This is a genomic window from Streptomyces sp. NBC_00203 (assembly GCF_045206325.1).
GTDB classification, from domain to species: Bacteria; Actinomycetota; Actinomycetes; order Streptomycetales; family Streptomycetaceae; genus Streptomyces; species Streptomyces lutosisoli.
This window is the reverse complement of the sequence record NZ_CP108126.1, coordinates 3441647-3467307: the sequence shown is the minus strand read 5'-3', so window position 1 is coordinate 3467307 and position 25661 is coordinate 3441647. Positions and strand designations below refer to the sequence as shown.

Genomic DNA, 25661 nt, shown 5'->3' with positions numbered 1-25661 from the left:
CGGGCCGGTCCTACGAGGGGGCATGGCGGCCGAGTTCGCCTCAAACGATCGTCAACTGACCGTCAGCTGATCGTCCGAGGCAGCCGCAAGCTCAGCGCCGTGGTCAGCGCCACGCCCGCCAGCTGCACCAACAGCGTGGTCACGAGGGCGTCCTGCATGCCGTGGCCCGGGACGAGGGCGAGGAAGAGGGAGCCCAGGGTGGCTACGCCGAGGGCGAGGGCCGACTGCTGGGTGGTGACCATCACGCCGCCGCCGACGCCGGCCCGGGCGGGCGGGATCTCGGAGAGGATGATCCGGAAGATGACGGGGAGCTGGAGGGCCTGACCGGCGCCCGCGACCGCCGCGCCGGGCAGCAGCTCCCACACACCCAGGTCCGGCCAGGAGCGCAAGGCCGCCAGCACCAGGAGGGCCACGCCGACCGCCTGGATCAGGCCTCCCACGGTGACGACACGGGTGCCGTAGCGGGCGACCAGCCGGGGGCCGCAGAGGGAGACGACGAAGAACACGACCGCCATGGGGGCCAGGGCCAGGCCCGCGGCTACTGGGCCGAGGCCCGCACCGCGCTGCAACGCCACCGCGATCACGAACATGAACCCGCTGAAGCCGATCGAGAACGGCACGATCATCACCAGTCCCCGGCGCAGGGACGTGAGCGCGAACAGGCTCGGCGGGACCAGGGGCGTACGGCCGCGGCGGTCCTCCCGGCGCTCGACGAAGTAGAACGCCGCCGCCGCGAGGGGGAACACGGCGAGCGACAGCCAGGTCCACAGCGGCCAGCCCGCCGCCCTGCCCTCCGTGAGCGGGACCAGGAGTGCCAGCAGGGTTACGGCGAGCAGTACCGTGCCGGGGGCGTCGATCGGCTCGGGGTGCTGCGAGCGCGTCTCGGGGACGGCGCGTGCGGCGAGGATCAGGCCGAGGATCACGACGGGCACGTTCACAAGGAACACCGAGCGCCAGCCGGTGCCCGCGATGTCGGCGGCGACCAGGACGCCGCCGAGGATCTGCCCGGCCACCATGGACAGGCCGGCCGTGGCCCCGTACAGGCCCATGGCCTTCGCGCGGCGCGGGCCCGAGGTCGCCGACTGGATGGTGGCGAGGACCTGCGGCAGCATCGCCGCGGACGCCGCGCCCTGCGCGACGCGCGCCGCCACCAGCGTCCATGCGGTGGGCGCGAGCCCGCACGCCAGCGAGGTGAGGCCGAAGGCCGCCATGCCGCCGAGGAAGAACTGGCGCCGGCCGAAGAGGTCGCCGAGGCGTCCGCCCAGGACGAGCAGGACGGCGTACGCGACTCCGTAGCCGGCGACGACGAGTTCGAGGACGGCCTCGCTCGCGTTCAGGTCACGGCCGATGGTCGGCAGGGCTACGTTGACGATGAAGAAGTCGATGAGGGGCAGTGCCGCACCGAGCAGCACGGTGAAGAGCCCGAGGCCGCCGAGCGAGGGTGGTGCGACGGGGGAGCGGACTGAGGTTGTGAGGGTTCCGGTTTCGGTCACGACCACCAGGATTCTCCGGCCCTCAGACTGGTACCAGAGTCTCCTTATCCTGGTAGAAGCAGTACCTGGAAACAGGTTCCGGCGAACGGCAGGCTGGAGGCATGACGACGATGGCGCAGGAGACCACCCTTCCTCAGCTGGTGGAGCCGCAACCGCACGGCACCGCCGCCCCGCGCGGCAGCGAGATCCGGCGTCACGAGCTCGCCGCCTTCCTGCGCAACCGGCGCGAGCGCATCCCGCCCGAGCAGGTCGGACTGCCCCGCGGCCGCCGCCGGCGCACCCCGGGCCTGCGCCGCGAGGAGGTCGCGCAGCTCTCCGCCGTCGGCGTCACCTGGTACACCTGGCTCGAACAGGCCCGCGACATCCAGGTCTCCGAACAGGTCCTCGACGCCCTGGCCCGCACCCTGCTGCTCGACTCCAGTGAGCGCGACCATCTCTTCCGGCTGGCCGGCGCCGTCGACCCCACACCCGCCGCGAAGTGCCCGACCCTCACCCCGGCCCTGCGCCAGATGCTGACCCAGCTGGAGCCGGTCCCGGCCTGCATCCAGAACAGCCGCTACGACATCCTGGCGTACAACCGCACGTACGCCCGGCTGATGATGAGCGACCTCAACTCCGTACCGCCCGAGGACCGCAACCTCTTGATCCTCGCCTACACCAACGCGGAGTGGCGCAAGTCGATCGTGTTCCTCGACGAGACCATGCGTCTCATGGCCGCCAGACTGCGCGCCGCGATGGCCGGTCACCTCGGTGAGCCCGCCTGGAAGATGCTGGTCAAGCGGCTGAAGACGGAGTCGGCGGAATTCCGCGAGATCTGGGACCGGTACGAGGTGGTCGGCGCCCGCAGCAAGACCAAGCAGTTCGTGAACCCCTACGTGGGCCTCATCACCGTCGACCACACCGACCTGTGGCTCGCCCCCGACATGGGCGCCCGCATGGTGACGTACGCCCCCACGGACGAGGAGAGCCGCGAACGGTTGGAGAAGCTGCACGAGATCGCCCTGGCGGCAGAAGCCCCGTAAGGGGCGCGGGGAACTGCGCGCTCAGCCACGTACGGCAGGCAGCCGACAACCTGCCTTCCTCGCCGAGCTCTACGTCGCCCCGGCCCCGGCCCCCGCCTCTGGCCGTACGCCCACAACATCCCGTTCCCCGGAGGGCTCAAGCTGCCGAGCAGTCCGCTCAGCCGTGCCACGCGCCCAGCGCCCACTGGTCAGCGCCCCCAGCACAAGCACCGCAAGCCCGCACCCCGCGATGATCCACCACCCGGGCCGGGCGGCCGACACGAACGTGTCCTCGTACGCCGACGCCTGAATGCCGGACGCCAGCGCCGCCCCGATCACGGCAACGCCCAACGTGCCGCCGATCTGCCGGCTGGTCGAGGCGACCGCGGCGGCGACGCCCGCCTGGGAGCGAGGCATCCCGGAGACGGCGGTATTGGTGATGGGGGCGTTCACGAAGCCGAAGCCGAGGCCGAAGAGGACGTAGCCGATGACGAGCGTGACGTCCGACGTCTCGCCCTCGAACGCGGCGAACAGCACCCCGCTCGCGGTCATCGCGACCCCGGCGACCAGCAACGGCACACGCGGCCCCCGGCTGCCGACCAGCCGTCCCGACACCGGCGCGCACACGAAGCACATGGCTGCCATCGGCAGCATCCACAGGCCCGCGTGCAGTGCGTTCAGGCCGCGTACGTTCTGCAGATAGAGCGTCGAGAGGAAGAGGAAGCCGCTGAGCGCGGCGAACGCGCTGACGGCGATGACCGTGGCTCCGCTGAACGGCGCCGAGCGGAAGAAACGCAGGTCGATGAGGGGTTCGGCGCGCCGGGGCTCGTACCGCAGCAGACCGAGCAGCGCGGCGACGGCGATCGCGCCGAAGGTGAGGGTCTTGAGGGCGCTGGAGCTGGGCGCCTCGATGATTGCGTACGTCAGTGAGCCGAGCAGCGCGATGACCAGGAGCTGGCCGACCGGGTCGGGGCGGCGGGCCTTGGGGGCGCGGGACTCGGGGACATAGTGCCAGGTCAGCAGGAGTGCGGCGAGGCCCACCGGGAGGTTGAGCCAGAAGATCGAGCGCCAGCCGACCGAGTCCACGAGCAGGCCGCCGACCAGGGGTCCGGCGGCCATGGATATGCCGACCACACCGCCCCAGACCCCGATCGCACGGGCGCGCTCGCGGGGGTCGGTGAAGGTGTTGGTGATGATCGACATCGCCACCGGGTTCAGCATCGAACCGCCGACCGCCTGCACCATGCGGAAGACGATGAGCAAGTCGAGGTTCGGGGCGAGGGAGCACAGCACCGAGCCGATCGTGAAGACGACCAGGCCCGCCATGAAGACCTTGCGGCGGCCGATGCGGTCGGCGGTCGAGCCCGCGAGCATCAGCAGCGAGGCGAGGACCAGTGTGTACGCGTCGATCGTCCACTGCATGCCCGCGACGCTCGCGTGCAGTTCCTGCTGCATCGAGGGCAGGGCGACGTTCAGAACAGTGACGTCGAGGCTCACGATCAGCAGGCTCAGGCAGCAGATCGCGAGCACCAGCATGCGGTGGCGGTGGCTGAGTTCCGGCATCCCGCCAGCGTACGCCGACTTCAATAGTGTGTCTAACTAATGACCGCTACATGATCTCTCGTACGAGCACTCGTCGCCGTACGCGACAATGGGGGAATGTCCACGACCGTCCTCGCTCCCGCGTCCCCGCTGCGAATCGGCCCGCACACCGTGCAGCCGCCCGTCGTCCTGGCCCCCATGGCCGGGATCACGAACGCGCCGTTCCGCACGCTGTGCCGTGAGTTCAGCGGCGGCAAGGGCCTGTTCGTCAGCGAGATGATCACCACTCGGGCGCTGGTCGAGCGCAACGAGAAGACCATGCAGCTGATCCACTTCGACGCGACCGAGAAGCCGCGCTCGATCCAGCTGTACGGCGTGGACCCGGCGACCGTCGGCAAGGCCGTCCGCATGATCGCGGAAGAGGGCCTGGCCGACCACATCGACCTGAACTTCGGCTGCCCGGTCCCGAAGGTGACGCGCAAGGGCGGCGGCTCCGCCCTCCCCTACAAGCGCAACCTGCTGCGCGCGATCCTCCGCGAGGCCGTCAGCGGCGCCGGGGACCTGCCCGTCACTATGAAGATGCGCAAGGGTATCGACGACGACCACATCACGTTCCTCGACGCCGGACGGATCGCGGTCGACGAGGGCGTCACGGCGATCGCGCTGCACGGCCGCACCGCCGCGCAGCACTACGGCGGCACGGCGGACTGGGACGCCATCGCGCGCCTCAAGGAGCATGTGCCGGAGATCCCCGTCCTCGGCAACGGCGACATCTGGTCGGCGGAGGACGCGCTGCGGATGGTGCGCGAGACCGGCTGCGACGGCGTCGTGGTCGGCCGCGGCTGCCTGGGCCGGCCGTGGCTTTTCGCGGACCTGGTCGCGGCCTTCGAGGGGCGTCCGCAGGACATCATGCGCCCGACCCTCCGCGAGGTCGCCGCGATCATGGTCCGCCACGCCACCCTCCTCGGCGAGTGGATCGGCGACGAGGCGCGCGGCGTCATCGACTTCCGCAAGCACGTGGCCTGGTACCTCAAGGGCTTCGCGGTCGGCTCCGAAATGCGCAAGCGCCTCGCGATCACCTCGTCACTCGCGGAACTCTCCGAGGGACTGGCCGAGTTGGACCTCGACCAGCCGTGGCCGACCGGCGCGGACGGGCCCCGCGGCCGCACCTCCGGCAACAACAGGGTTGTCCTGCCGGAGGGTTGGCTGAAGGACCCGTACGACTGCGCGGGGATCAGCGAGGACGCGGAGCTGGACACGTCGGGCGGCTGATCCTTCTTTTTCGGGGGCTTCCTAAGGCAACCTCCGACTGCCGTGACCAGCGCCCCGTAAGGGGCGCGGGGCTGTGACACTGTGCGGCTCCGCCGCGTGGGCGCGACCAGCCCCCACCGAACCCGCACATCGCTCACCGAACCTCAGGCACCCCCCACCGCCGTAAGCAACGCCAACGGAGCCGCAGCCGAACGAGACTCCCGCACACACGCATGCGGATACGGCACAGGCTCCCCATGACTGTCACGCCCGTACCCCGCAAGGACCTCCGGCAGCCGGTGCCCCGCCGCGGTGGCCGCGTCGACCAGCGCATGGGCCACCGTACGAGCCTCGTCGTGCAGGCCGTACCGGGCCAACCCCAGCGTGATCAGCGCGTTGTCGTGCGGCCAGACCGAGCCGCGGTGGTACGACAGCGGGTGGTACGCCGGCTGGCCGGAGGCGAGCGTGCGGACGCCCCAGCCGGAGAAGAAGTCCGGCTCCAGCAGACGGCGGCCGACCAGCTCGCCGTACTCCTTGTCGAGCAGCCCCGACCAGAGCAGATGGCCCGCATCCGACGCGAGGGCGTCGACATGGCGGCCGTCACCGTCCAACGCCAGCGCGGGGAAGGCGTGTTCAGGCATCCAGAAGTCCCGCTGGAAACGGTCGCGGAGATCGCCGGCGGCCTGTTCGAGGAGAGCCGCGTAGACCTCGTCGCCCCAGACCGTGCGGGCCAGGTGCGCGGTGCGGCGCAGCGCGTCGTACGCGTATCCCTGCGCGCCCGCCGCCATCACCGGGCCGGTGGGGCGGCTGCCGTCGGCCGAGCAGATGGCGCCGGGGGAATCCTTCCAGTTCTGGTTGGCGAGGCCGCCGCCGTCCGCGCGGTACACGAGATAGCCCCGCGAGGTCAGACCGCCGTGGTCCAGCATCCAGCCGATCGCCGCGCGGGCGTTGGCCTCCAGACGCCGGGCCAGCGTGACATCACCGGTCTGCTCCGTGTACGCGCCGAGCAGCACCAGGAACAGAGGCGTCGCGTCCACCGAACCGTAGTAGCGCCCGTACGGTACCTGCCCGAAGTGCGCCAGCTCGCCGTGCCGCACCTCGTGCACGATCTTGCCGGGCTGGGACACCGCCTCGGCCCCCGTCTCCGTCGCCTGGGTCGCGGCGAGCGCGGGCAGTGTGGCGGCGGCGAGCTGCGGGCGGTAGGGGAGCGCGAAGAGCGAGGTCAGCAGCGCGTCGCGGCCCAGGAGGGTGAGGAACCAGGGGACTCCGGCCGCCGGGACGCGCAGTTCCTCGCCGTCCGGGCCCGTCGCCGGTACCTGGAGCACCGCCAGGTCGGACAGGCCCCGCGCGCAGGCCGCGGCCAGCTCGGGCCAGCCGGTCGGGAAGGGCACGCCTTCCGCGAACTCGTCCTCCAGCTCCAGGAGTCGCTCATTGGCGGCGGCGGGGGAGAGCGGGACGCGGGGCTCCCGCGTGGCGCCGTGCGGACGTGCCGCGACCCGCAGCGACAGCTCGGCCGAGCCGTGCGGTTCGAGATCCAGGGTCCATACGAGACGACGCGCGCCCGTGCCCGTCTCCTCGACGCCGTCCGGGGCGGGCTCGGAGGTGACCGTCGTACAGGACCGCCACTCGCCGCGCCGGTAGCTGAACTCCACGCCGTCGTCCAGGACTTGGCGTTGGCGGACGACGCCCGTCTTGGCGTACGTACGGTAGTCGGAACGCAGCTCGAACTGGTCGGTGAAGTCGGCGTCCGCGGTGACCGCGATCCGGACCGTGGTGGGCGTCGGACGGTTGCTGGTGACGCGCAGCGCCTCCACGAACGCGCTGTCGGCGACGGCCTGTTCACGGAAGAGCGTGTACGCGGGCGGCTCGGTGCGGCCGCCGCGCGGCACCAGCACACAACGTGCCGTGTCGCCGTCCGCGACCGGCGTGAGCGCCTCGGGCACCGCGCCGTCGACGGTCAGCTGCCAGCGGCTGAGGTGCCGGGCGTCCCGTACGAATAACCCGTCCGGGGAACTGCCGCCCCGCACGCCGCTGATGTCCCCGCCGTCGCCCACGGCGGCGAACGTCCCACCGTGCACGAGCAGATGATGCCGGTCCGTCATCCCCGGTTCCCTCCCTTGGCGCCCGTATCGAATGCGCTGAGTCCTGTTGTGCTGTGCCCTGCCGTACCGCTGGTTGTGCTGTGTGTCCTGTCGAACGCGTAGCGCCCCGGGTGGGACACGACTTGGTCTGTCTGGTCCGCCCCGGAAGGCTCGTGCAGCAGATCCAGCGTCAGTGCCGCGGTCCAGCTGAAGCCGAGCGCTCCGCAGGCCTCGCCGGTGTACGGGTCCACGTACTCCGCGAACCCGGACTCCCCGGCCGTGTCCAGCAGCGCCGCCCGCAGCCCGTCCGCGCGCGCGTGCTCGCCGTGCAGCCGCAGCCCGCGCTCCAGCAGCCAGTTGGTGTTGAACCAGGCCGGCCCCCGCCAGTACCGGTGCGGATCGAAGGCGTCGCCGGTGAGGTCGTAGCTCGGTACGAGGCGCGTGGCCCCGCCGAGTCCGAAGTGCGGGCCGCTCGCGGTACCCACGAGGGTGGCGGCGATGTCGCGCGGCAGCGCGGGGAGGATGAGGGGGAGCAGACCGGCGACACTGCGCTCGGGGATCAGGGCTCCGCGGGGAGAGCGCCGCTCCATTGCGAGAGCACTGCTCTGGGAGCGCTGCTCCGGAGTGTGAGCACTGCTCCGAGAGCGCTGCTCCGACCCGAGAGCACTGCTCTCGCCCCGGCCTCCGCTCTCGACCCTGCCTCCACCCTGGCCCTTGGTCTCGCCCGCGCTTTCGCTCTCGCCATACACATCCCGGCAGAAGAACATCCCCTCCGCCGGATCCCACAGCCGCTCCACCAGCGCCGCCGTCAGACGCTCGGCGCGGGCGTGCCGGGCCGTCCCCGCCGCGCCCAGTTCCTGTGCGATACGGGCCAGCGCGTGTTCGGAGGCGATCAGCAGCGCGTTGAACGCCGGGTCCTCGACCGCGAACTCGCCGACACCGTCCGCGTACTCCCCGTCCCGGTAGTCCGTGGCGAGCCGCACGTACCGCCCGTAGTCGAGATCCGTCGGGCGGTCCTCGGGGGCCCCGTGGTCGAGGTCGGCGCGGCGGAAGGAGCGGGCCGGTGCCGGGGTGACGCGGCTCAGCGGGGCGTCCCAGCAGGGGCTGTTGTCCATGCCCTGTTCCCAGGGGTGGACCACGGAGGCGAGACCGCCGCCGCCCAGGTCTCGGCGGTGCAGGAGATAGCGGTGCCAGGCCGCCAGGCGGGGGTACATCCGGGGGAGGAAGGAGCGGGCCCGGGACAGCCCCGGGTCGGCCTGGTGCACCAGCCATGCGGCGAGCGCGTGCACCGGTGGCTGCACGATGCCCGACGTCTGTACGGTGCGCGGGGCGCCCGCGGCGCGTCCCGCGGTCGAGGAGCGCCAGAAGTCGGGGCTCGGGAAGTACGCGTCCAGCGGCACGGAGGGGTTGAACACGATGTGCGGGATCCGCCCGTCTGCCCACTGCGCACCGAGCAGGGTCTCCAGCTCGGTCTGCGCCCTCAAGGGGGACAGATGGCGTAGCCCTATCGCGATGAACGCGGAGTCCCACGACCACTGGTGCGGATACAGACCGCGCGAGGGCACGGTGGACGTTCCCGTCCAGTTGCCGTTCAGCACCTGGGCGGCCCCGACATGCAGTGACCCCGTCGACGCGGCGGGATCGTATACAAGTGATCCGGAACGGGTGATCTCACCCGGAGCGGGCGAAGAGGGCGGGCCGGAGGCGTGCACAGGAGTGCCGGAGGTGCGCACGGGGGTGGTGATACCCGTGCGCAAGGCGGTGAGTTGGGTTGTGCTGTCCACTCAGGTCTCCCCGAAGACGTCCGGCCGACCAGTTCGGCACTAGCTACCGTAGGGTTACGTCTATTTAACACGCAAAACTCAATATGTAATGCAGAGTTGAGGAACGCAAGGGGGTGCGCATGACGGGAAGGGCAGGGAGGACCGTGAAGGCCGGGAATCAGGCAAGCGCCGGAGATCTGCTCGAACTGGTGCGCAGCGGCCGGGCCACGACACGCGGCGCGCTGCAGCAGGCCACCGGTCTGTCGCGGGCCACGGTCGGCCAGCGGCTCGACCGGCTCTTCCGCGCGGGATGGTTGCGCGAGGGCGCGGGCGGCCCCGTCGACTCCCCGCTCGGCGGACGCCCGTCCATCACCCTCGAATTCGACGACGCCCACGCGGTCGTCCTCGCCGCCGACCTCGACACCCGGCACGGCCGGGCCGCCGTCCTCACCCTGACCGGCGAGATCCTGGCCGAACACACGGGCGTCCTGGTGATCGACGAGGGCCCGGAGACGGTTCTCGGTGAACTCGGCCGCTGGTTCGCCGAACTGCTGGAGAAGGCCGGGCACCGGGCGGAGGAGGTCTGCGGGATAGGGCTCGCTGTGCCGGGCCCCGTCGACACCGACACCGGCCGCGTCGTGCAGCCACCGATCATGCCGGGCTGGGACGGCTACGACATAAGGGGCCGCCTGGGCCGCGCCTTCGCCGAACACACGGGGCTGCGTACGGCGCCGGGTGCGGGCGGGGGCGGCGCGGCACAGGCCGGGGGTGCCAGGGCGGCCGTACCCGTACTCGTCGACAACGACGCCAACCTCATGGCGTACGGCGAGCAGCGCACCGGATATCCGGACTGCTCGGCGTTCGCGCTGGTCAAGGTCTCCACCGGTATCGGTGCGGGCATGGTCGTCGGCGGCAGCATCTACCGGGGCGTCGACGGCGGCGCGGGCGACATCGGGCACATCAGGGTGGGCGCCGAGGCGCTGTGCCGGTGCGGCTCGTACGGCTGTCTGGCCGCCGTCGCCAGTGGTGGCGCGGTGGCGCGCCGGCTCTCCGAGGCCGGGGTCCCGGCCGCCTCCGGCTCAGATGTGCGCGACCTGCTGACGTCCGGGCACCCGGAGGCGATGGCGCTGGCGCGGGAGGCGGGGCGGCAGGTCGGGGACGTACTGGCGACCGTGGTGACGCTGCTCAACCCCGGCGTACTGATGATCGCCGGAGATTTGGCCGGAACTCCCTTCCTCACGGGCGTGCGTGAGCTGCTGTACCAGCGGGCGCTGCCCCGCTCCACCGCTCATCTGGACGTGGTGACCTCGCGGCTGGGGGAGCGGGCGGGGCTGGTGGGGGCCGGGGCTCTGGTCGTGGAATACCTGTACGCGCCGGAGCGGGCCGAGGAGCGGCTGGCCGCGCTCGGCGTCTGACCGGACCCGTCACCGCACCCGTGACCGCACGCGTGTGTGACATGCGTGTGAACCATCCAGATGGTGGTCCGCATGGTGAAATTTGGCCGCCCTGGCGACGTGATTCGCGCCACGCCTGATAGGGGCATCGCTCAGATGAGCGGATCTTGGGCGGCTGCACTTCCCTAAGGGGTGGCACTCAGTGCCACCCCTTGATCGTTCATCGATCGAACTCAGGCGTGCCGAAGCCCGCTCATCAGAGCGCGTATGACGGTCTACGGGCGTTGATGCGTTCAAGAAGTGAAAACATCAGCCCCCGATGACTTGCCAAGCTTTGACTTTCGATCTGGTGGCGGACGAGTGGTTACAGGCGCATGACGCGCAAGTGGACGTACCCAGACGCCTTCGATCTGGGTATGTTCCCCGTCGTCAGGGCAGCCACCGCGACGTCGAGGAGTCGAGACTCGTGTCGGAAAACAAAGATCCCCTCGTAGCTGAGAACAGCGACAGCGACGTTGAGGGAGTGAAGTTCGTTTATGACTTCACCGAGGGCAACAGGGACCTCAAGGACCTCCTCGGCGGCAAGGGCGCGAACCTCGCCGAGATGACCAACCTGGGCCTTCCCGTCCCTCCCGGCTTCACCATCACCACCGAGGCGTGCAAGACCTACCTCGACAGTGGCGACGAGCCGGCGGCACTGCGTGACGAGGTGAGTGCGCACCTCGAAGCTCTCGAAGCGAAGATGGGCAAGAAGCTCGGCCAGGCCGATAACCCTCTGCTCGTATCCGTCCGTTCCGGGGCGAAGTTCTCCATGCCCGGCATGATGGACACCGTTCTGAACATCGGCCTCTCCGACAAGTCGGTGCTGGGCCTCTCCAAGCAGTCCGGCGACGACCGCTTCGCGTGGGACTCGTACCGCCGTCTCATCCAGATGTTCGGCAAGACGGTCCTCGGCGTGGACGGCGAGCTCTTCGAGGAGGCGCTGGAGGCGGCGAAGGAGGCCAAGAAGGTCACCGTCGACACGGACCTCGAAGCGGCCGACCTGAAGAAGCTCGTCACCAAGTTCAAGAAGATCGTCAAGACCGAGGCCGGCCGCGACTTCCCGCAGGACCCGCGCGAGCAGATGGACCTCGCCATCAAGGCGGTCTTCGACTCCTGGAACACCGACCGCGCGAAGCTGTACCGCCGCCAGGAGCGCATCCCGCACGACCTCGGCACGGCGGTCAACATCTGTTCGATGGTCTTCGGCAACCTGGGCCCGGACTCCGGCACGGGCGTCGCCTTCACCCGCGACCCGGCCTCCGGCCACCAGGGCGTGTACGGCGACTACCTCCAGAACGCCCAGGGCGAGGACGTCGTCGCGGGTATCCGCAACACGGTCCCGCTCGCCGAGCTGGAGTCGATCGACAAGAAGTCGTACGACCAGCTGATGCAGATCATGGAGACCCTGGAGACCCACTACAAGGATCTCTGCGACATCGAGTTCACCATCGAGCGCGGCCAGCTGTGGATGCTCCAGACCCGCGTCGGCAAGCGCACGGCGGGCGCGGCCTTCCGCATCGCCACGCAGCTGGTGGACCAGGGCCTGATCGACGAGGCCGAGGCGCTGCAGCGCGTGACGGGCGCCCAGCTCGCGCAGCTGATGTTCCCGCGCTTCGACGACCAGGCGAAGGTCGAGCAGATCGGCCGGGGCATCGCGGCGTCGCCGGGTGCGGCGGTCGGCAAGGCGGTCTTCGACTCGTACACCGCCATCAAGTGGTCGCGTTCGGGCGAGAAGGTCATCCTGATCCGCCGCGAGACGAACCCCGACGACCTGGACGGCATGATCGCGGCCGAGGGCATCCTGACCTCGCGCGGCGGCAAGACCTCCCACGCCGCCGTCGTGGCGCGCGGCATGGGCAAGACGTGTGTGTGCGGCGCCGAGGAGCTCGAGGTCGACACCAAGCGGCGCCGGATGACGGCCCCGGGCGGTGTGGTGATCGAGGAGGGCGACGTCGTCTCGATCGACGGTTCGACGGGCAAGGTCTACCTGGGCGAGGTCCCGGTCGTGCCGTCCCCGGTCGTCGAGTACTTCGAGGGCCGGATGCACGCGGGTGCCGACGACGCGGACGAGCTGGTCGCGGCCGTGCACCGGATCATGGCGTACGCGGACCGGGTCCGCCGGCTGCGGGTGCGTGCCAACGCCGACAACGCCGAGGACGCGCTCCGCGCCCGCCGCTTCGGTGCGCAGGGCATTGGCCTGTGCCGTACCGAGCACATGTTCCTCGGTGACCGGCGCGAGCTGGTCGAGCGCCTGATCCTGGCCGACACGGAGGCGGAGCGCGAGGACTCCCTCAAGGAGCTCCTCCCGCTCCAGAAGCGGGACTTCATCGAGCTCTTCGAGGCGATGGACGGCCTCCCGGTGACGGTCCGTCTCCTGGACCCGCCGCTGCACGAGTTCCTGCCGGACGTGACCGAGCTGTCGGTGCGGGTGGCGCTGGCGGAGTCGCGCGGCGACGCCAACGAGAACGACCTGCGCCTGCTCCAGGCGGTGCACCGCCTGCACGAGCAGAACCCGATGCTGGGCCTGCGCGGCGTACGCCTCGGCCTGGTCATCCCCGGCCTGTTCACCATGCAGGTGCGGGCGATCGCGGAAGCCGCCGCCGAACGCAAGAACGCGAAGGGCGACCCGCGAGCGGAGATCATGATCCCCCTCGTCGGCACGGTCCAGGAGCTGGAGATCGTCCGCGAGGAGGCCGACCAGGTCATCGCCGAGGTACAGGCGGCGACCGGTACGGAGCTGAAGCTGGCGATCGGCACGATGATCGAACTCCCGCGAGCGGCCCTCACGGCCGGTCAGATCGCCGAGGCGGCGGAGTTCTTCTCCTTCGGCACGAACGACCTCACGCAGACGGTGTGGGGCTTCAGCCGGGACGACGTGGAGGCCTCCTTCTTCACGGCATACCTGGAGAAGGGCATCTTCGGCGTCTCCCCCTTCGAGACCATCGACAAGGACGGCGTCGGCTCCCTCGTGAAGTCCGCGGTGAAGGCGGGCCGCGCGACACGCCCCGACCTGAAGCTCGGCGTCTGTGGCGAGCACGGCGGCGACCCCGAGTCGGTCCACTTCTTCCACGAGGTGGGTCTCGACTACGTCTCCTGCTCCCCCTTCCGGATCCCGGTGGCCCGCCTGGAGGCGGGACGCGCGGCTTCCACGGCGAAGGGCAGCGACCACCGCTAGGCCCTCGCTGGGCCCTCGCTGGGCCCTTGCGGGGCCCTTGCGGGGCCCTCGCCAGGGACTCGCAAGGCCCTTCGGGCCCGCATGACCCCCGGGACGGTTGCCGGTCATCCTGACCCTCACCGACATGGCAACGGTTCCGGTGCACCAAGAGGAGCGGCATCCTGTGCGGGGGTGCCGCTCCTCTCTGCATGGTCCACCGCTCGTACGCTGATGTCCCATCCGTTCGCACAGGAAGGTCGGTCATGGCTGGTTGGAGCGCGGGTGACATCCCTGACCAGAGTGGTCGTACCGCCGTCGTCACCGGGGCCAACAGCGGGATCGGATACGTGACCGCGCGTGAGCTCGCCCGTAAGGGGGCCCGGGTCGTGCTCGCCTGTCGGAGTGAAGTGCGGGGTGTCGAGGCCGGGGATCGGATCGCCACCGAAGTGCCGGGGGCGGATGTCGAGTTCGTGAGGCTCGATCTCGGGGAGCTCGGATCCGTGCTTGAGTTCGCGGACCGGTATGCGTACGGGCGGCTCGATCTGCTCGTCAACAACGCCGGGGTGATGGCGCTGCCGCTCGGCCGGACCGCCGACGGGTTCGAGACGCAGTTCGGGGTCAATCATCTGGGGCACTTCGCGCTCACCGGGCTGTTGATGCCCGCGCTGCTCGCCACTCCCGGCGCGCGCGTCGTGAACGTGGCGAGCATGGTCCACGCGCTGTCGAACATCGACATCGACGACCTCAACAGTGAGCACCGGCCGTACCGGAAGTGGATCGCCTATGCGCGGTCCAAGACCGCCAATCTGCTCTTCACCCATGAGCTGGCGCGGCGGCTGGACGCCGTCGGGTCCGATGTCGTCGTGGCCGCCGCTCATCCCGGGTACGCCTCCACCAACCTTCAGGCCGCCGGGCCCAGGCTGGAGGGGCGGAAGAGTGCCGAGCGGTTCATGGAGATCGGCAACCGGATCTTCGGGCAGAGCGCCGAGGCCGGGGCGCTGCCCACGCTGTACGCCGCCACCGCGCCCGGGGTGCGGCCCGACTCCTTCACCGGGCCGTCGTTCGCGATGTGGCGCGGCGCGCCCGCGAAGTCCTGGCGGGCCCGGTGGACCCTCGACGACACGGCGGGGGAGCGGCTCTGGGCGGCCTCGGAGCAGTTGACCGGGGTCACTTACGACGCGTTCAAACCTTGACGACTCCGCTGAGCCGTCAGTAGTTCTCCGGCCGGCCCCTCAGAGCGATCCGCCGCTGTCGACCACCAGGTCCGTGCCGACGACCGACGCCGCGTCGTCGGACGCCAGGTAGAGGACGGCCGCGGCGATCTCCCCGGTGGCCGAGATCCGGCCGAGCGGCAGCTCGTGCCTCACCCGTTCCACTCGCTCGGCCTCCGTCTCGCCCGGGCGCAGCGACATCGGGGTGGCGGAGGCGCCGGGGCTGACGACGTTGATGCGGACGCCGTCGGCGATGTGGTCCAGGGCGGCGGCGCGGGTCAGCGCGGTGACGGCGGCCTTGGAGGCGGCGTAGGCGGCGATGCCCGGGCGGCGGGTGTGCAGGCCGATGGTGGAGGCGATGTTCACGATCGCGCCGCCGGTGGGCTGGGTGCGCATCTGCCGGATCTCCGCCTGGAGGGCGAGGAAGACGCCGGTCAGGTTGGTGTCGAGCTGCGTGTGCCAGTCCGTTTCCGGGAGGTCGGCCAGGGGCTTCCCGCCGCGGAACACTCCCGCGTTGTTGACCGCCACGTCGAGGGAGCCGAAGCGGTCCACGGCCACCGCGACCAGGGCCTGCCAGTCGGCGGCGCGCGACACATCGGCCGTCACGGACAGGGCCTTGCCGCCCCGCTCCTCGATCAGCGCGACCGTCTCGTCGAGCGGGGCCGCGGTGCGCCCGGCGACGACGACGTGCGCGCCCTCGGCGGCGAGCGCGAGCGCGGTGGCGCGGCCTATGCCGGAGCCGGCGCCGGTCACGAGGGCGGTCCGGCCGGAGAAGCGGGTTGGGCCGGAGGTCGTGGTGCGCGTGGTCATGGCTCCCCTTTGTTGACCGATCGGTTCAGAATGAGGATGCGCAGAGCGCCCCTCAGAGGTGTGTGTGGTTCGACGCGCGTGGCTCAGTCGAGCAGCGTCAGCGCCTGCTCCGCCGCGTCCCGGACGCGGGACGGATCCGTCGAGGCCTTGCCCACGACCCGTAGCCCCTGCATCAGAACCAGCAGCATCCGGGCCAGTGTCCGCGGGTCGCGGTCCTCGGGGAGCTCGCCTTGCGCCTGTGCGCGGACGAGCGCCGAGTGCAGCAGGGTTTCGATGTGGTCCCAGCTGTGCTCGACCCGGCGGGCGGCGGCCGTGTCGTGCGGTGCCAGCTCGGCGGCCGTGTTGGTGACGAAACAGCCGGTCAGACGGCGTTCTTCGGTGGCGGCCTCGGTCGCGAAGCGGCGTACCACCGTGCGTACGGCGGGCAGTGCGGGACCCGGCTGGGACAGTTCGCGCAGCAGCTGCGGGTCGCGGGTCTCGCGGTAGCGGTCCAGCGCCTTCAGGTACAGCTCGTGCTTGTTGCCGAACGTCGCGTAGATACTGGCGCGCCCGACACCCAGGTGCTCGACGAGGTCCGCCATGGACGTCGCCTCGTAGCCGCGCCGCCAGAACAGCTCCAGGGCTGACTGCAGCGCGGCGTCCGGATCGAACTCCTTGGTCCTGGCCACGAACATGACCGTAGATCCAAGGAGAACGATCGGTCAAGTAAGCGCGGGGTGACCGGCGGGCGCGAGGAGGTCCCGGTCACCCCGGCCGTCAGGAGGTCCGCACCTCGTACACCGCCACGCTCACCGTCTCGTCGTCCAGACACCGGCCCGACTCCAGGTCGAAGCGCTGCTTGAGGAGCGGGGAGGCGACGAACGGGCGGCCCTGATGGGTGCCGGTCAGCCCGCGGGAGAGGACCGCCGCGCCGCTGAACGGGTCGCGGTTGTCGATGGCGTACGTCCGCCCGGCGCGGTCGGCGAACAGCGCGACCTGGCGGCCGTCGGGCAGGAGCGCGGCGACTCCGCGGCCCGGAGTCAGAAGAGACAGGTCGCAGACCGTGAACCAGCCCTCTTCCAGGAGGAGTTGGAGCTTCAGGGCCGTCGTCTCGGGTGCCAGGGTCATCGCTGGGCACTTCCTTCCAGGGCTTCCATGGGGCGCATGCCGATGCTCAGCAGCGGAAGATCGGGCTTGATCTGGTCCCGCTCGGGGACGAAGCCGACCACCGGGTCGGGGGTGTCCGGGGCGTTCACGAAGGACACGAACCGGGCCAGCTTCTCGGGGTCGTTGATGGTCTCGGCCCACTCGTCGCGGTAGGCGGCGACATGCGCGGTCATCAGCGACTCCAGCTCCTCGCAGATGCCGAGCGAGTCCTCCACGACCACGTCGCGGATGTGGTCGAGGCCGCCGGGAATCCGCTCCAGCCAGGTCGACGTGCGCTCCAGACGGTCCGCCGTGCGGATGTAGAACATCAGGAACCGGTCGATCAGGCGGATGAGTTCGGCGTCGCTCAGGTCCTGGGCCAGCAAGTCCGCGTGGCGCGGGGTCGCGCCGCCGTTGCCGCCGACGTACAGGTTCCAGCCGTTGGCGGTGGCGATCACGCCGAAGTCCTTGGACTGGGCCTCGGCGCATTCGCGGGCACACCCGGAGACCGCCGACTTGAGCTTGTGCGGGGAGCGCAGTCCCCGGTAGCGCAGCTCCAGGTCGATCGCCATGCGGACCGAGTCCTGGACGCCGTAGCGGCACCAGGTCTGGCCCACACAGGACTTGACCGTGCGCAGCGCCTTTCCGTACGCGTGCCCGGACTCGAAGCCCGCGTCCACCAACCTGGCCCAGATCAGCGGGAGTTGCTCGACCCGCGCGCCGAACAGGTCGATGCGCTGGCCGCCCGTGATCTTCGTGTAGAGGCCGAAGTCCCTGGCCACCTCGCCGATCACGATCAGCTTCTCGGGAGTGATCTCGCCGCCGGGGATGCGCGGCACGATCGAATAGGAGCCGTTCTTCTGGAGGTTGGCGAGCAAGTGGTCGTTGGTGTCCTGGAGCGTGGCCTGCTCGCCGTCCAGGACATAGCCGCTGGTACCGATGGTCGGGGCGAGCGAGGCGATGATCGAGCCGACGGCGGGCTTGCACGTCTCGCAGCCGTCGCCACCCCGGGCGCCCTCGCGGCCGTAGCGGTCCAGCAGCGCCTGGAACGAGGTGATCCGCAGCGCCAGGACGATCTCGTACAGCTCCTCGCGGGTCTGCGAGAAGCAGCCGCACAGGCCCTTGTCGACCTCGACGCCGCTCGCCTCCAGCTCGGCGGTGACCAGCTGACCGAGTACCTTGACGCAACTCCCGCAGCCCGTACCGGCCTTGGTGCACTTCTTGACTTCCGGCACCGTCGTGCAGGAGTGCTCGGTGACCGCGCCGCGGATCGTGCCCTTGGTGACGTTGTGGCAGGAGCAGATGACCGCCTCGTCCGGCAGCGCGGAGGGGCCGAGCTGGGCGCCGCCCCCGGAACCGGCCGGCAGCACCAGCTGCTCGGGCGAGATCGGCGGGACCGAGCCGGTGAGGGCGCGCAGCGTGCCGTACGCGTCCGCGTCGCCGACCAGGATGCCGCCGAGCAGCTGGCCGTCGCGGCCGATGACCAGCTTCTTGTACGTGCCCGAGCGGGAGTCGGAGTAGACGACGTCGAGGCAGTCCGCGGTGGCGCCGTGCGCGTCGCCGAAGGAGGCCACGTCCACGCCGAGCAGCTTCAGCTTGGTGGACAGGTCGGCGCCGGTGAAGGACGCCTCGTCCGCGGCGATCGTGGCGGCCACGGTCGCGGCCTGCTCGTAACCGGGGGCCACCAGGCCGTACACCCGGCCGTCGGCGGCCAGCGCGCACTCGCCGATCGCGAAGACGTGCGGGTCGGCGACCGTACGGCACTGCTCGTCGACGGTGATGCCGCCGCGCTCGCCGACGGTCAGGCCGCAGTCGCGGGCCAGCTGGTCGCGGGGGCGGACGCCGGCGCTGAACACCACCAGGTCGGTGGCGAGTTCGGAGCCGTCGGACAGCTTCATACCGGTGACGGCGCCGGACTCGTCGACCACGATCTCCTGCGTGCCCACACCCGTGTGGACGGACAGGCCCATGTCCTCGATGGTGCGCAGCAGCGCGGCGCCGCCGCCCTCGTCGACCTGCACCGGCATCAGGCGCGGCGCGAACTCGACGATGTGGCTGGTGAGTCCGAGGCCCTTCAGCGCGCCCGCGGCCTCCAGGCCGAGCAGGCCGCCGCCGACCACGGCACCGGTCGTGCGGGTCTTCGCGTACTCCTCGATGGCGAGGAGGTCCTCGATCGTGCGATAGACGAAGCAGCCCTCGGCGTCCTTGTTGGGGACCGGCGGGACGAAGGGATAGGAGCCGGTGGCGAGGACGAGGGTGTCGTACTCGAAGACCTGGCCGGACCTGGCCGTGACCTGCTTCGCCTCGCGGTCGACCGTCTCGGCCGGGTCTCCGACGTACAGCTCGATGCCGTGCTCCTCGATGAACGCCATGTCGGTCATCGAAAGGTCCTCGGGCGTCTTGCCCGAGAAGTACGAGGTGAGCTGGACCCGGTCGTACGCCGGACGGGGCTCCTCGCACAGCACGACCACGCGGTGTGTCGCGGTCAGGCCGCGCTCGGCGAGCGCTTCGAGGAAGCGCTGGCCGACCATGCCATGGCCGACGAGCACGATCGTGTGCGCGGTGCCGTCGGCGGCGTTCGCCGCCTTCGTCGTGTCCGTGGACATTTAGGAGCCTCCGTCGTTGGTGAGCAGGTGGAGCAGCGGTGCGCCGTCCGCGGGGAGCGGCTCCGCTCCCTCCCAGGCGCGGGCGAGGGCACCGACGGTGCCGAGTTCGCCGACGAGCACGCCACCGACCAGCCGGTCGTCGCGGACGACGACCTTGCGGTAGGTGCCGCGGGTGGCGTCGGCGAGCTGGATGACGTCGTCGCCGGGGCGGGGTTCGGTCTCGCCGAAGGCGGCCAGATCGAAGGGCGAGTGGGACTGCCCGGTGAGGGTCAGCCGGGTGAGCGAACGGGTGCCGGTGTAACGGGAGTTGGCGTTCCCGGCGGCGCCCGCCTCACTGGCGAGCAACTCGGCGAGGACATCGGCCTGTTCGAGCGCCGGTGTGGCCAGGCCGTAGATCGTGCCCTCGTGCTGGGCGCAGTCGCCGATCGCCCGGATGTGTGGGTCCGACGTACGCAGTTCGTCGTCGACGAGGATGCCCTTGTGGACGGCGAGCCCCGCGTCCTGCGCGAGGCCCACACGGGGGTGGACGCCGCAGGCGAGGACGACGAGGTCGGCGTCGAGGGCGTACCCGTCGGACATCTCGACCGAGCGCACCGCGCCGCCGACGCAGCGCACGTCGCGCACCCGGCACTCGGTGTGCACCTCGACGCCCAGGTCCGTGAGGTGCCGGTGGACCAGACGGGAGGCGGACGGGTCGAGCTGGCGCTCCATGAGCCGCTCGGACTGCTGGGCCAGCACCACCTGGGCGCCGCGCACGGCGAGCGCGCGGGCGGCCGAGACGCCAAGGAGACCGCCGCCGATGACGACGGCACGGGCGCCGGGCCGTACGGCCTTCGACAGGCCCAGGCAGTCGTCCATGGTGCGGAACGCGTGGACGCCTTCGGGAAGTTCATGCCCACCCTGGCCGAACAGGCCACGCAGGGGCGGGAGTACGGGGTTCGAGCCCGTCGCGAGGACCAGCGTGTCGTATGCGATCACCGAACCGTCCGCGCGGTGCACGGTGCGGGTGGCGCGGTCGATGCCGGTGACCCGGGCGCGGGTCAGCCGGCTCGGCGCCGGGAGGGCGATCACCTCGGGGGCGTACCGGCCGGCCAGGACCTCGGCGAGCAGGACGCGGTTGTAGGGGCGGTGCTCCTCCTCGCCGACGAGCTCAACGGACACGGCGGGCGCACCGGACGTGCCGCCGGCCGCACCGAGCTCTTCGAGCCGCCGGGCGAGCCGTGCGCCCGCGAGCCCGGCGCCGATCACCACCACACGCGTATTCGAGGTCATGACCACACCGTGCGGTGCCGGTGTTACCCGGCCGCATCACATCTGTTTCCCGGGGGGAACGCTGCCCTCAGCGGAGGCGCGGTCCGGATGTGAGGGTTCGGGCAGCTGCGCCGGAGCGGGCTGTGAGGTGGGGCTACCCGAACCCCGGCATCCGTGCAGGCACGACTCCTGGAGTCCGTGCAGGCACGACCCCTGGAATCCGTGCAGGCACGATCGATCGCGGCGCCCCGGGGCGGAAGTCTGGAGCTGTCGGGTCACACCAGCTCACGCACAGGGGGACAGATCATGAGCACCGTCCGGAAACCACCGACTCCCGGGCTCCGGAAACCGCCGACTCCCGAGCTTCGGAAACCGCCGTCTCCCGGCCTCCGGGACGACACGGCCGTACGGGCCTGGCGCCTCGTCCGTGAGCCGTTCACGGCGGACACCTGGCGCCGGGTCGCCTACGCGCTGCTGGCCCTGCCCCTCGGGCTGCTCTGCGTTCCCCTCGCCCTGCTGGGCCCAGGCGGCACCGCCGGGCGGTGGCAGCGCGCGCTCGTTCGCCGCTTCCTGGGTGCGGAGCTGCCCGGGTCCGCCCGGGGGCTGGCCCACGCCGTGCTCGCGACGCCCGTCAATCTTCTGGTGCTGGCCGTCACCGCGTACGGCTGGTCCGTGGTGCCGATGAACCTGGGCTGGCCCCTGCGGGTCTCCGGATCCGACTACGCGGACTCCTGGGGCGGACCCACCTTCGCCGGGGCGTGGGCCTTCCACGCGATCGTCGGCGGGATCGGTTTCCTGCTGCTCATGCCATGGCTCGGCCGGGCCATGGCCGACGTCCAACTCCGCCTCGCCGCGGCGCTCCTCTCCTAGGTTGATGCCATGCACCGCCTCCGCGCACTCGTGGCCTTCCCCTTCGGGCGCAAGGCCCTCGCGGCGGTCCTCTACGGAGTGATCGCCTTCCCGCTCGCCCTGGTCGGGTTCGTCCTCACCCTCGTGGGGCTACTGATCGGCGGCGCGCTGTCCGTGACCACGCTGGGGCTGTGGCTGATCGCCGTCACCGTACGGGGGGCGCTCATGCTCGGCAGACTCCAACGCGGCCTGACACGCCATCTGTTGGGGCTGGAGATAGAGGAGCCGGCGCGCCGCGCGGGCGACGGGATACTCGGCTGGCGGCGGGCCCTGCTGAGCGACCGGAGCGGCTGGCGCGCCGTCGCCTGCGCGCTGGTGACGCCGTACACCGCCCTCTTCGGGCTCGTCGCCGTCGTCATCGGATACGCGTACGGCGTCCTGCTCACCCTGCACCCGCTCCTCGCGCGGTGGAACTACACCACGGAACGCGCGAGCGACGGCACGGAGCACCGGGTGTCGCTGGAGTTCTTCGGGTTCCAGGTCGACTCCTGGCCGCGCTGGCTGATCCCCGTGGCCGTCGGACTGCTGCTCCTCGCCACCGCGTCCTGGCTGCTGCGGCAGGCACTCACCCCGCACCGGGGCCTGCTCACCGCCCTGCTCGGCCCGGACGCCTCCGACCGCCGCATCCGCACTCTGGAGGAGACCCGCGCCCAGGCCGTGGACGACGCGGCGGCGACCCTGCGCCGGATCGAACGCGATCTGCACGACGGCACCCAGGCCCGGCTCGTCGGCCTCGCGATGCACCTCACGATGATCAGGGAGCTGATCGGCACGGGGGCCTCCCCGGATCAACTGCTCGCCGTCGTCGACACCGCGCGGGGCAACGCCACGCAGGCCATCGCCGACCTGCGTCACCTCGTCAAGGGCATCCATCCGCCCGTACTGGACCAGGGCCTGGACACCGCCCTGGCCACGCTGGCCGCCGACAGCGCCCTGCCCGTCGAGGTCACCACCGGCATCACCGCCCGCCCCAGCCCGGCGGTCGAGTCGATCGCGTACTTCTGTGCCGCCGAACTCCTCGCCAACGCGACCAAGCACAGTGCGGCGACTGCCGCCACGGTGACGGTGACCGCCCGGGACGGGCTGCTGCGGCTGAGCGTCCGCGACGACGGACGCGGGGGAGCGGTGATCGGCGCAGGCTCGGGCCTGACCGGACTCCGCACCCGGGCACGGACCGTCGACGGCACGCTCACCTGCGACAGTCCGCCGGGAGGGCCTACGGTGGTCACGGTCGAACTTCCCTACTGATCACGGGGATCACATGCGCGTCGTCATCGCCGAGGACTCCGCCCTGCTGCGTGACGGGCTGGCCCAGCTGCTCCAACTGCGGGGTATCGAGGTCGCGGCCGCCGTGGGTGACGCGGACGTGCTGCTGGCCGCCGTGGCCGAGCACCGCCCGGACGTCGCCGTCGTCGACATCCGGCTGCCGCCGACCCAGACCGACGAGGGGATCCGGGCGGCCGTACGACTGCGGAAGGAGCACCCCGGCACCGGGGTGCTGATCTTCTCGCAGTACGTGGAGACGACATACGCGACCCAACTGCTGGGCCAGCCCGCCGGGTTCGGCTATCTCCTCAAGGAACGCGTCGTCGACATCGGCGAGTTCGTGGACGCCATGGAACGGGTCGCCGGGGGCGGTACGGCCCTCGACCCCGAGGTCGTCGCCCAGCTCTTCGGCGCGAGTCGCCGCGCCACTGCCCTCGACCGGCTCACGCCCCGCGAGCGCGAGGTCCTCGCGCTGATGGCCGAGGGCCGCACGAACCACGCCATCGCCACCGCCTTCACCGTCTCCGAACGGGCCGTCGAGAAGCACATCGCGAACATCTTCAGCAAACTCGACCTGCCGCCGTCGGAGACGGGGCATCGGCGGGTGCTGGCGGTCCTGCGCTACTTGGACGCGGTGAGTTGAACCCCTGGGCTGAACTGCTGGGCGGCCGAACCTCAGATGTCCCTCAAGCCTCACGAGGTTGATGGACAACACATCTACCCCGTCCATAGGGTCGCGATCATGCCCGACATATCGCTGACCGTCACTGCTGCGCTCTGCCTCGCCTCCCTGGTGGCCGGCTGGATCGACGCGGTCGTCGGAGGCGGTGGACTGCTCCTGCTTCCCGCGCTGCTGCTCGGGCTGCCGAGCGGGACCCCGGCGGCGTACGCGCTCGGCACGAACAAGGCGGTGGCGATCGTCGGGACGGCGGGCGCGGCGGTGACGTACGCGCGCAAGGCGCCCGTCGATGTGCGGCTGGCCGTACGGATCGGGCTCGCGGCGCTCGCCGGTTCGACGGCGGGGGCCTTCGTCGCGGCCGGGATGAGCACCGAGGTGCTGAAGCCGGTCGTCATGGTCGTCCTGCTCGGCGTCGGAACCTTCGTGATCCTGCGGCCCGCCTTCGGTACGGCGCCTTCGACCGCCCCGGTCTCGCCACGCCGCGTCCTCGCCGCGATCGGGCTCGCGGGCCTCGGCATCGGCTTCTACGACGGGCTGATCGGCCCCGGCACGGGTACGTTCCTGGTGCTCGCCCTCACCGCGCTCCTGCACTTCGACCTGGTGACCGCCTCCGCCACCGCCAAGATCGTCAACTGCTGCACCAACGCGGGCGCCCTCGCGACCTTCGCCTGGAAGGGCACGGTGCACTGGCAGTTGGCCGCGCTGATGGCCGTCTTCAACCTCGCCGGCGGGATGATCGGGGCGCGCACCGCGCTCAAGAAGGGCAGCGGGTTCGTACGGGTCGTGCTGCTGACGGTGGTGTTCGCGCTGGTGGCGAACATGGCGTATCAGCAGTGGGTGGCGTAGTACTTACTGCTTCAGCGTGACGTCGGTGTTCCACGGGTCGCCGAACGAGAAGGGCGTCCCGTCGGAGCCCGTCCCGCTGTACGTGTACGCGCCGTCGATGCTGAGCTTCTCACCCGGTGTGGACGACTGAAGGATGTCGCACATCTGCGGGACGGTGCCGACCGGCGTGTTCTTGATATCGGTGATGACGTCGCCGGCCTCCAGATTTCCCTCACTGGCCGGAGAGTTGCTGTCCACGCTCGACACGTAGAGACCGTCGATGTTGTTGGCGGAGAGGCGCTTCTGAAGCTTTTCCATGTCGGCTTGGTCGCTGTCGGCGAAGTAGTACGGGAAATTGGGGTCGCTGAGCGCGAGCAGGCTCTGCCATCCGGGATTGTTCCTGCTCTTTCCGTCGGCGAGCCCCTGGACAAGGGGTTCGGCGTGGTCGCTGCTGATGGAGTAGTACTGGCCCTCGGTGCTGGAGAGGCTGTAGGTGTTGATTCCGACGAGCTCCGCCTTGCTGTTGAGCAGGGGGCCTCCGGAATTACCCGGGTTGAGCGTCGCCGAATGCTGCACCGCGGACGGCAGGTCGGGCGAACTGACCTGGTCCGTCAGCCCTACGTCGGGCGACTGGACCACGCCGGTGGTGAGGACGGCCTTCTCATTGCTGGTGTCGCCGGCCGCCACCGGGTAGCCGATGGCCGTCACCTGGTCGCCCTGTTTGAGGTCACCGCTGTCGCCGAACTTCACCTGTTCCAGGTCCTTCTGCGGCGTCGCGAGTTTCACCACCGCCAGATCCTCGCAAGGGTCACTGGCCATCACGCGGACAGGAACGGGCGTACGGTCCTCGATACGGACCTGGAGAGAGGTCTGACCGGCGACCACATGGTCGTTGGTGAGGATGAGGCCTTGGTCGGCGTCGAAGATGATTCCCGTACCGTCGGCCTGATTGGCGGCCAGCACTTGTACGGTCGCGGGCGCCACCTTTTCGAAGATCTTGTCCGGCGAGTCGTCGGCACTCGCCGGAGTCGTCGTGACGCCGCCGGCCAGAGCGATGGCTGACGCGGCGGTGACGACCATTCTCGCTGTCGGCCGCATATGGGCCTCCTAGCTCCCGGCCGGAGGCCCCAACACACAAGCCGGGGAAAAGATCTGAAAGGTCGATCGGGAGGTCGATCTGAAAGGTCGACCTGAAAGAGCTGCCCTTTTCAGGTTAATGCTCCCGCAAACGCCTGTCGCGGCGAGCAAGCACCACTGG

19 protein-coding genes are annotated in these 25661 nt (G+C 70.6%); 9 read left to right on the top strand and 10 right to left on the bottom strand.

The features are described from left to right. Positions 1 to 62: 62 nt before the first annotated feature. A complete protein-coding gene (locus tag OG975_RS15670; protein WP_406329782.1) occupies positions 63 to 1493 on the bottom strand; it encodes an MFS transporter in 1431 nt (476 codons plus the stop codon). Positions 1494 to 1594: 101 nt separating this feature from the next. On the opposite strand from OG975_RS15670, the gene OG975_RS15665 reads away from it, so the two are divergent. Beyond that, on the top strand, positions 1595 to 2515 hold the full coding sequence (locus OG975_RS15665) for a helix-turn-helix transcriptional regulator (protein ID WP_406329781.1): 921 nt from the start codon (positions 1595 to 1597) through the stop codon (positions 2513 to 2515). A gap of 69 nt (positions 2516 to 2584) precedes the next feature. Here OG975_RS15665 and OG975_RS15660 read toward each other — a convergent pair whose 3' ends face one another. Beyond that, positions 2585 to 4057: an MFS transporter gene (locus OG975_RS15660; RefSeq protein WP_406329780.1), complete on the bottom strand. Its 1473-nt coding sequence runs from the start codon at positions 4055 to 4057 to the stop codon at positions 2585 to 2587. 96 nt (positions 4058 to 4153) lie between these two features. Here OG975_RS15660 and dusB point away from each other — a divergent pair, with 96 nt between their 5' ends. Further along, complete coding sequence (gene dusB, locus OG975_RS15655; protein WP_327428559.1) at positions 4154 to 5308, top strand: tRNA dihydrouridine synthase DusB; 1155 nt, start codon at positions 4154 to 4156, stop codon at positions 5306 to 5308. Between the two features lie 143 nt (positions 5309 to 5451). Here dusB and OG975_RS15650 read toward each other — a convergent pair whose 3' ends face one another. Together OG975_RS15650 and OG975_RS15645 are read right to left on the bottom strand one after the other, a co-directional pair. Further along, positions 5452 to 7389 carry a glycogen debranching N-terminal domain-containing protein gene (locus OG975_RS15650; RefSeq protein WP_330304436.1) on the bottom strand — a complete coding sequence of 646 codons (1938 nt, stop codon included), beginning with the start codon at positions 7387 to 7389 and terminating at the stop codon, positions 5452 to 5454. Continuing rightward, entirely contained in the window at positions 7386 to 9038 is a 1653-nt protein-coding gene (locus OG975_RS15645) for an MGH1-like glycoside hydrolase domain-containing protein (protein WP_406336280.1), read from the bottom strand. Before OG975_RS15645 ends, OG975_RS15650 begins: the two co-directional genes overlap by 4 nt. A 233-nt stretch (positions 9039 to 9271) precedes the next feature. Here OG975_RS15645 and OG975_RS15640 point away from each other — a divergent pair, with 233 nt between their 5' ends. The 3 genes from OG975_RS15640 (at position 9272) to OG975_RS15630 (ending at position 14914) form a co-directional block, all read left to right on the top strand. Next, positions 9272 to 10546: an ROK family protein gene (locus OG975_RS15640; RefSeq protein ID WP_406329779.1), complete on the top strand. Its 1275-nt coding sequence runs from the start codon at positions 9272 to 9274 to the stop codon at positions 10544 to 10546. A 445-nt stretch (positions 10547 to 10991) separates the two neighbouring features. Continuing rightward, positions 10992 to 13742, top strand: coding sequence for a pyruvate, phosphate dikinase (gene ppdK, locus OG975_RS15635; RefSeq protein WP_406329778.1), 2751 nt, complete (start codon positions 10992 to 10994; stop codon positions 13740 to 13742). 242 nt (positions 13743 to 13984) lie between these two features. Continuing rightward, entirely contained in the window at positions 13985 to 14914 is a 930-nt protein-coding gene (locus OG975_RS15630; protein WP_406329776.1) for an oxidoreductase, read from the top strand. A 39-nt stretch (positions 14915 to 14953) separates the two neighbouring features. Here the strand turns inward: OG975_RS15630 and OG975_RS15625 are convergent, their stop codons facing one another. From OG975_RS15625 to OG975_RS15605, 5 genes are all read right to left on the bottom strand, one after another. After that, positions 14954 to 15742 (bottom strand): SDR family NAD(P)-dependent oxidoreductase, encoded by a 789-nt coding sequence (locus OG975_RS15625; RefSeq protein WP_406329775.1) that lies wholly within the window; start codon positions 15740 to 15742, stop codon positions 14954 to 14956. An 83-nt stretch (positions 15743 to 15825) separates the two neighbouring features. Then, positions 15826 to 16410 carry a TetR/AcrR family transcriptional regulator gene (locus OG975_RS15620; RefSeq protein ID WP_330304431.1) on the bottom strand — a complete coding sequence of 195 codons (585 nt, stop codon included), beginning with the start codon at positions 16408 to 16410 and terminating at the stop codon, positions 15826 to 15828. Between the two features lie 88 nt (positions 16411 to 16498). Further along, on the bottom strand, positions 16499 to 16849 hold the full coding sequence (gene nirD, locus OG975_RS15615; RefSeq protein ID WP_406329774.1) for a nitrite reductase small subunit NirD: 351 nt from the start codon (positions 16847 to 16849) through the stop codon (positions 16499 to 16501). After that, a complete protein-coding gene (gene nirB / locus OG975_RS15610; protein WP_406329773.1) occupies positions 16846 to 19473 on the bottom strand; it encodes a nitrite reductase large subunit NirB in 2628 nt (875 codons plus the stop codon). The genes nirD and nirB overlap by 4 nt, the downstream gene beginning before the upstream one ends. Further along, positions 19474 to 20745, bottom strand: coding sequence for an NAD(P)/FAD-dependent oxidoreductase (locus OG975_RS15605; protein ID WP_406329772.1), 1272 nt, complete (start codon positions 20743 to 20745; stop codon positions 19474 to 19476). Between the two features lie 285 nt (positions 20746 to 21030). Between OG975_RS15605 and OG975_RS15600 the strand changes: the two genes are divergently transcribed. From OG975_RS15600 to OG975_RS15585, 4 genes are all read left to right on the top strand, one after another. Further along, complete coding sequence (locus tag OG975_RS15600; protein ID WP_406329771.1) at positions 21031 to 21594, top strand: hypothetical protein; 564 nt, start codon at positions 21031 to 21033, stop codon at positions 21592 to 21594. A 9-nt stretch (positions 21595 to 21603) separates the two neighbouring features. After that, positions 21604 to 22881, top strand: coding sequence for a sensor histidine kinase (locus OG975_RS15595; protein WP_406329770.1), 1278 nt, complete (start codon positions 21604 to 21606; stop codon positions 22879 to 22881). A gap of 13 nt (positions 22882 to 22894) precedes the next feature. Then, positions 22895 to 23542 carry a response regulator transcription factor gene (locus OG975_RS15590; protein WP_406329769.1) on the top strand — a complete coding sequence of 216 codons (648 nt, stop codon included), beginning with the start codon at positions 22895 to 22897 and terminating at the stop codon, positions 23540 to 23542. A gap of 99 nt (positions 23543 to 23641) precedes the next feature. Beyond that, the gene (locus OG975_RS15585; protein ID WP_406329768.1) at positions 23642 to 24424 is read left to right on the top strand and encodes a sulfite exporter TauE/SafE family protein; all 783 of its coding nucleotides are present in this window, start codon (positions 23642 to 23644) and stop codon (positions 24422 to 24424) included. Between the two features lie 3 nt (positions 24425 to 24427). Here OG975_RS15585 and OG975_RS15580 read toward each other — a convergent pair whose 3' ends face one another. Further along, the gene (locus OG975_RS15580) at positions 24428 to 25501 is read right to left on the bottom strand and encodes a S1C family serine protease (RefSeq protein WP_406329767.1); all 1074 of its coding nucleotides are present in this window, start codon (positions 25499 to 25501) and stop codon (positions 24428 to 24430) included. Between the last annotated feature and the right edge of the window lie 160 nt (positions 25502 to 25661).

What these genes read in the sequence shown, in the direction of transcription:
- OG975_RS15665 (WP_406329781.1), top strand. Translation starts at nt 1,595, where the DNA reads ATGACGACGATGGCGCAGGAGACCACCCTTCCTCAGCTGGTGGAGCCG.
- OG975_RS15660 (WP_406329780.1), bottom strand. Translation starts at nt 4,057, where the DNA reads ATGCCGGAACTCAGCCACCGCCACCGCATGCTGGTGCTCGCGATCTGC.
- dusB (WP_327428559.1), top strand. Translation starts at nt 4,154, where the DNA reads ATGTCCACGACCGTCCTCGCTCCCGCGTCCCCGCTGCGAATCGGCCCG.
- OG975_RS15650 (WP_330304436.1), bottom strand. Translation starts at nt 7,389, where the DNA reads ATGACGGACCGGCATCATCTGCTCGTGCACGGTGGGACGTTCGCCGCC.
- OG975_RS15640 (WP_406329779.1), top strand. Translation starts at nt 9,272, where the DNA reads ATGACGGGAAGGGCAGGGAGGACCGTGAAGGCCGGGAATCAGGCAAGC.
- OG975_RS15630 (WP_406329776.1), top strand. Translation starts at nt 13,985, where the DNA reads ATGGCTGGTTGGAGCGCGGGTGACATCCCTGACCAGAGTGGTCGTACC.
- OG975_RS15625 (WP_406329775.1), bottom strand. Translation starts at nt 15,742, where the DNA reads ATGACCACGCGCACCACGACCTCCGGCCCAACCCGCTTCTCCGGCCGG.
- nirD (WP_406329774.1), bottom strand. Translation starts at nt 16,849, where the DNA reads ATGACCCTGGCACCCGAGACGACGGCCCTGAAGCTCCAACTCCTCCTG.
- nirB (WP_406329773.1), bottom strand. Translation starts at nt 19,473, where the DNA reads ATGTCCACGGACACGACGAAGGCGGCGAACGCCGCCGACGGCACCGCG.
- OG975_RS15605 (WP_406329772.1), bottom strand. Translation starts at nt 20,745, where the DNA reads ATGACCTCGAATACGCGTGTGGTGGTGATCGGCGCCGGGCTCGCGGGC.
- OG975_RS15600 (WP_406329771.1), top strand. Translation starts at nt 21,031, where the DNA reads ATGAGCACCGTCCGGAAACCACCGACTCCCGGGCTCCGGAAACCGCCG.
- OG975_RS15595 (WP_406329770.1), top strand. Translation starts at nt 21,604, where the DNA reads ATGCACCGCCTCCGCGCACTCGTGGCCTTCCCCTTCGGGCGCAAGGCC.
- OG975_RS15590 (WP_406329769.1), top strand. Translation starts at nt 22,895, where the DNA reads ATGCGCGTCGTCATCGCCGAGGACTCCGCCCTGCTGCGTGACGGGCTG.
- OG975_RS15585 (WP_406329768.1), top strand. Translation starts at nt 23,642, where the DNA reads ATGCCCGACATATCGCTGACCGTCACTGCTGCGCTCTGCCTCGCCTCC.
- OG975_RS15580 (WP_406329767.1), bottom strand. Translation starts at nt 25,501, where the DNA reads ATGCGGCCGACAGCGAGAATGGTCGTCACCGCCGCGTCAGCCATCGCT.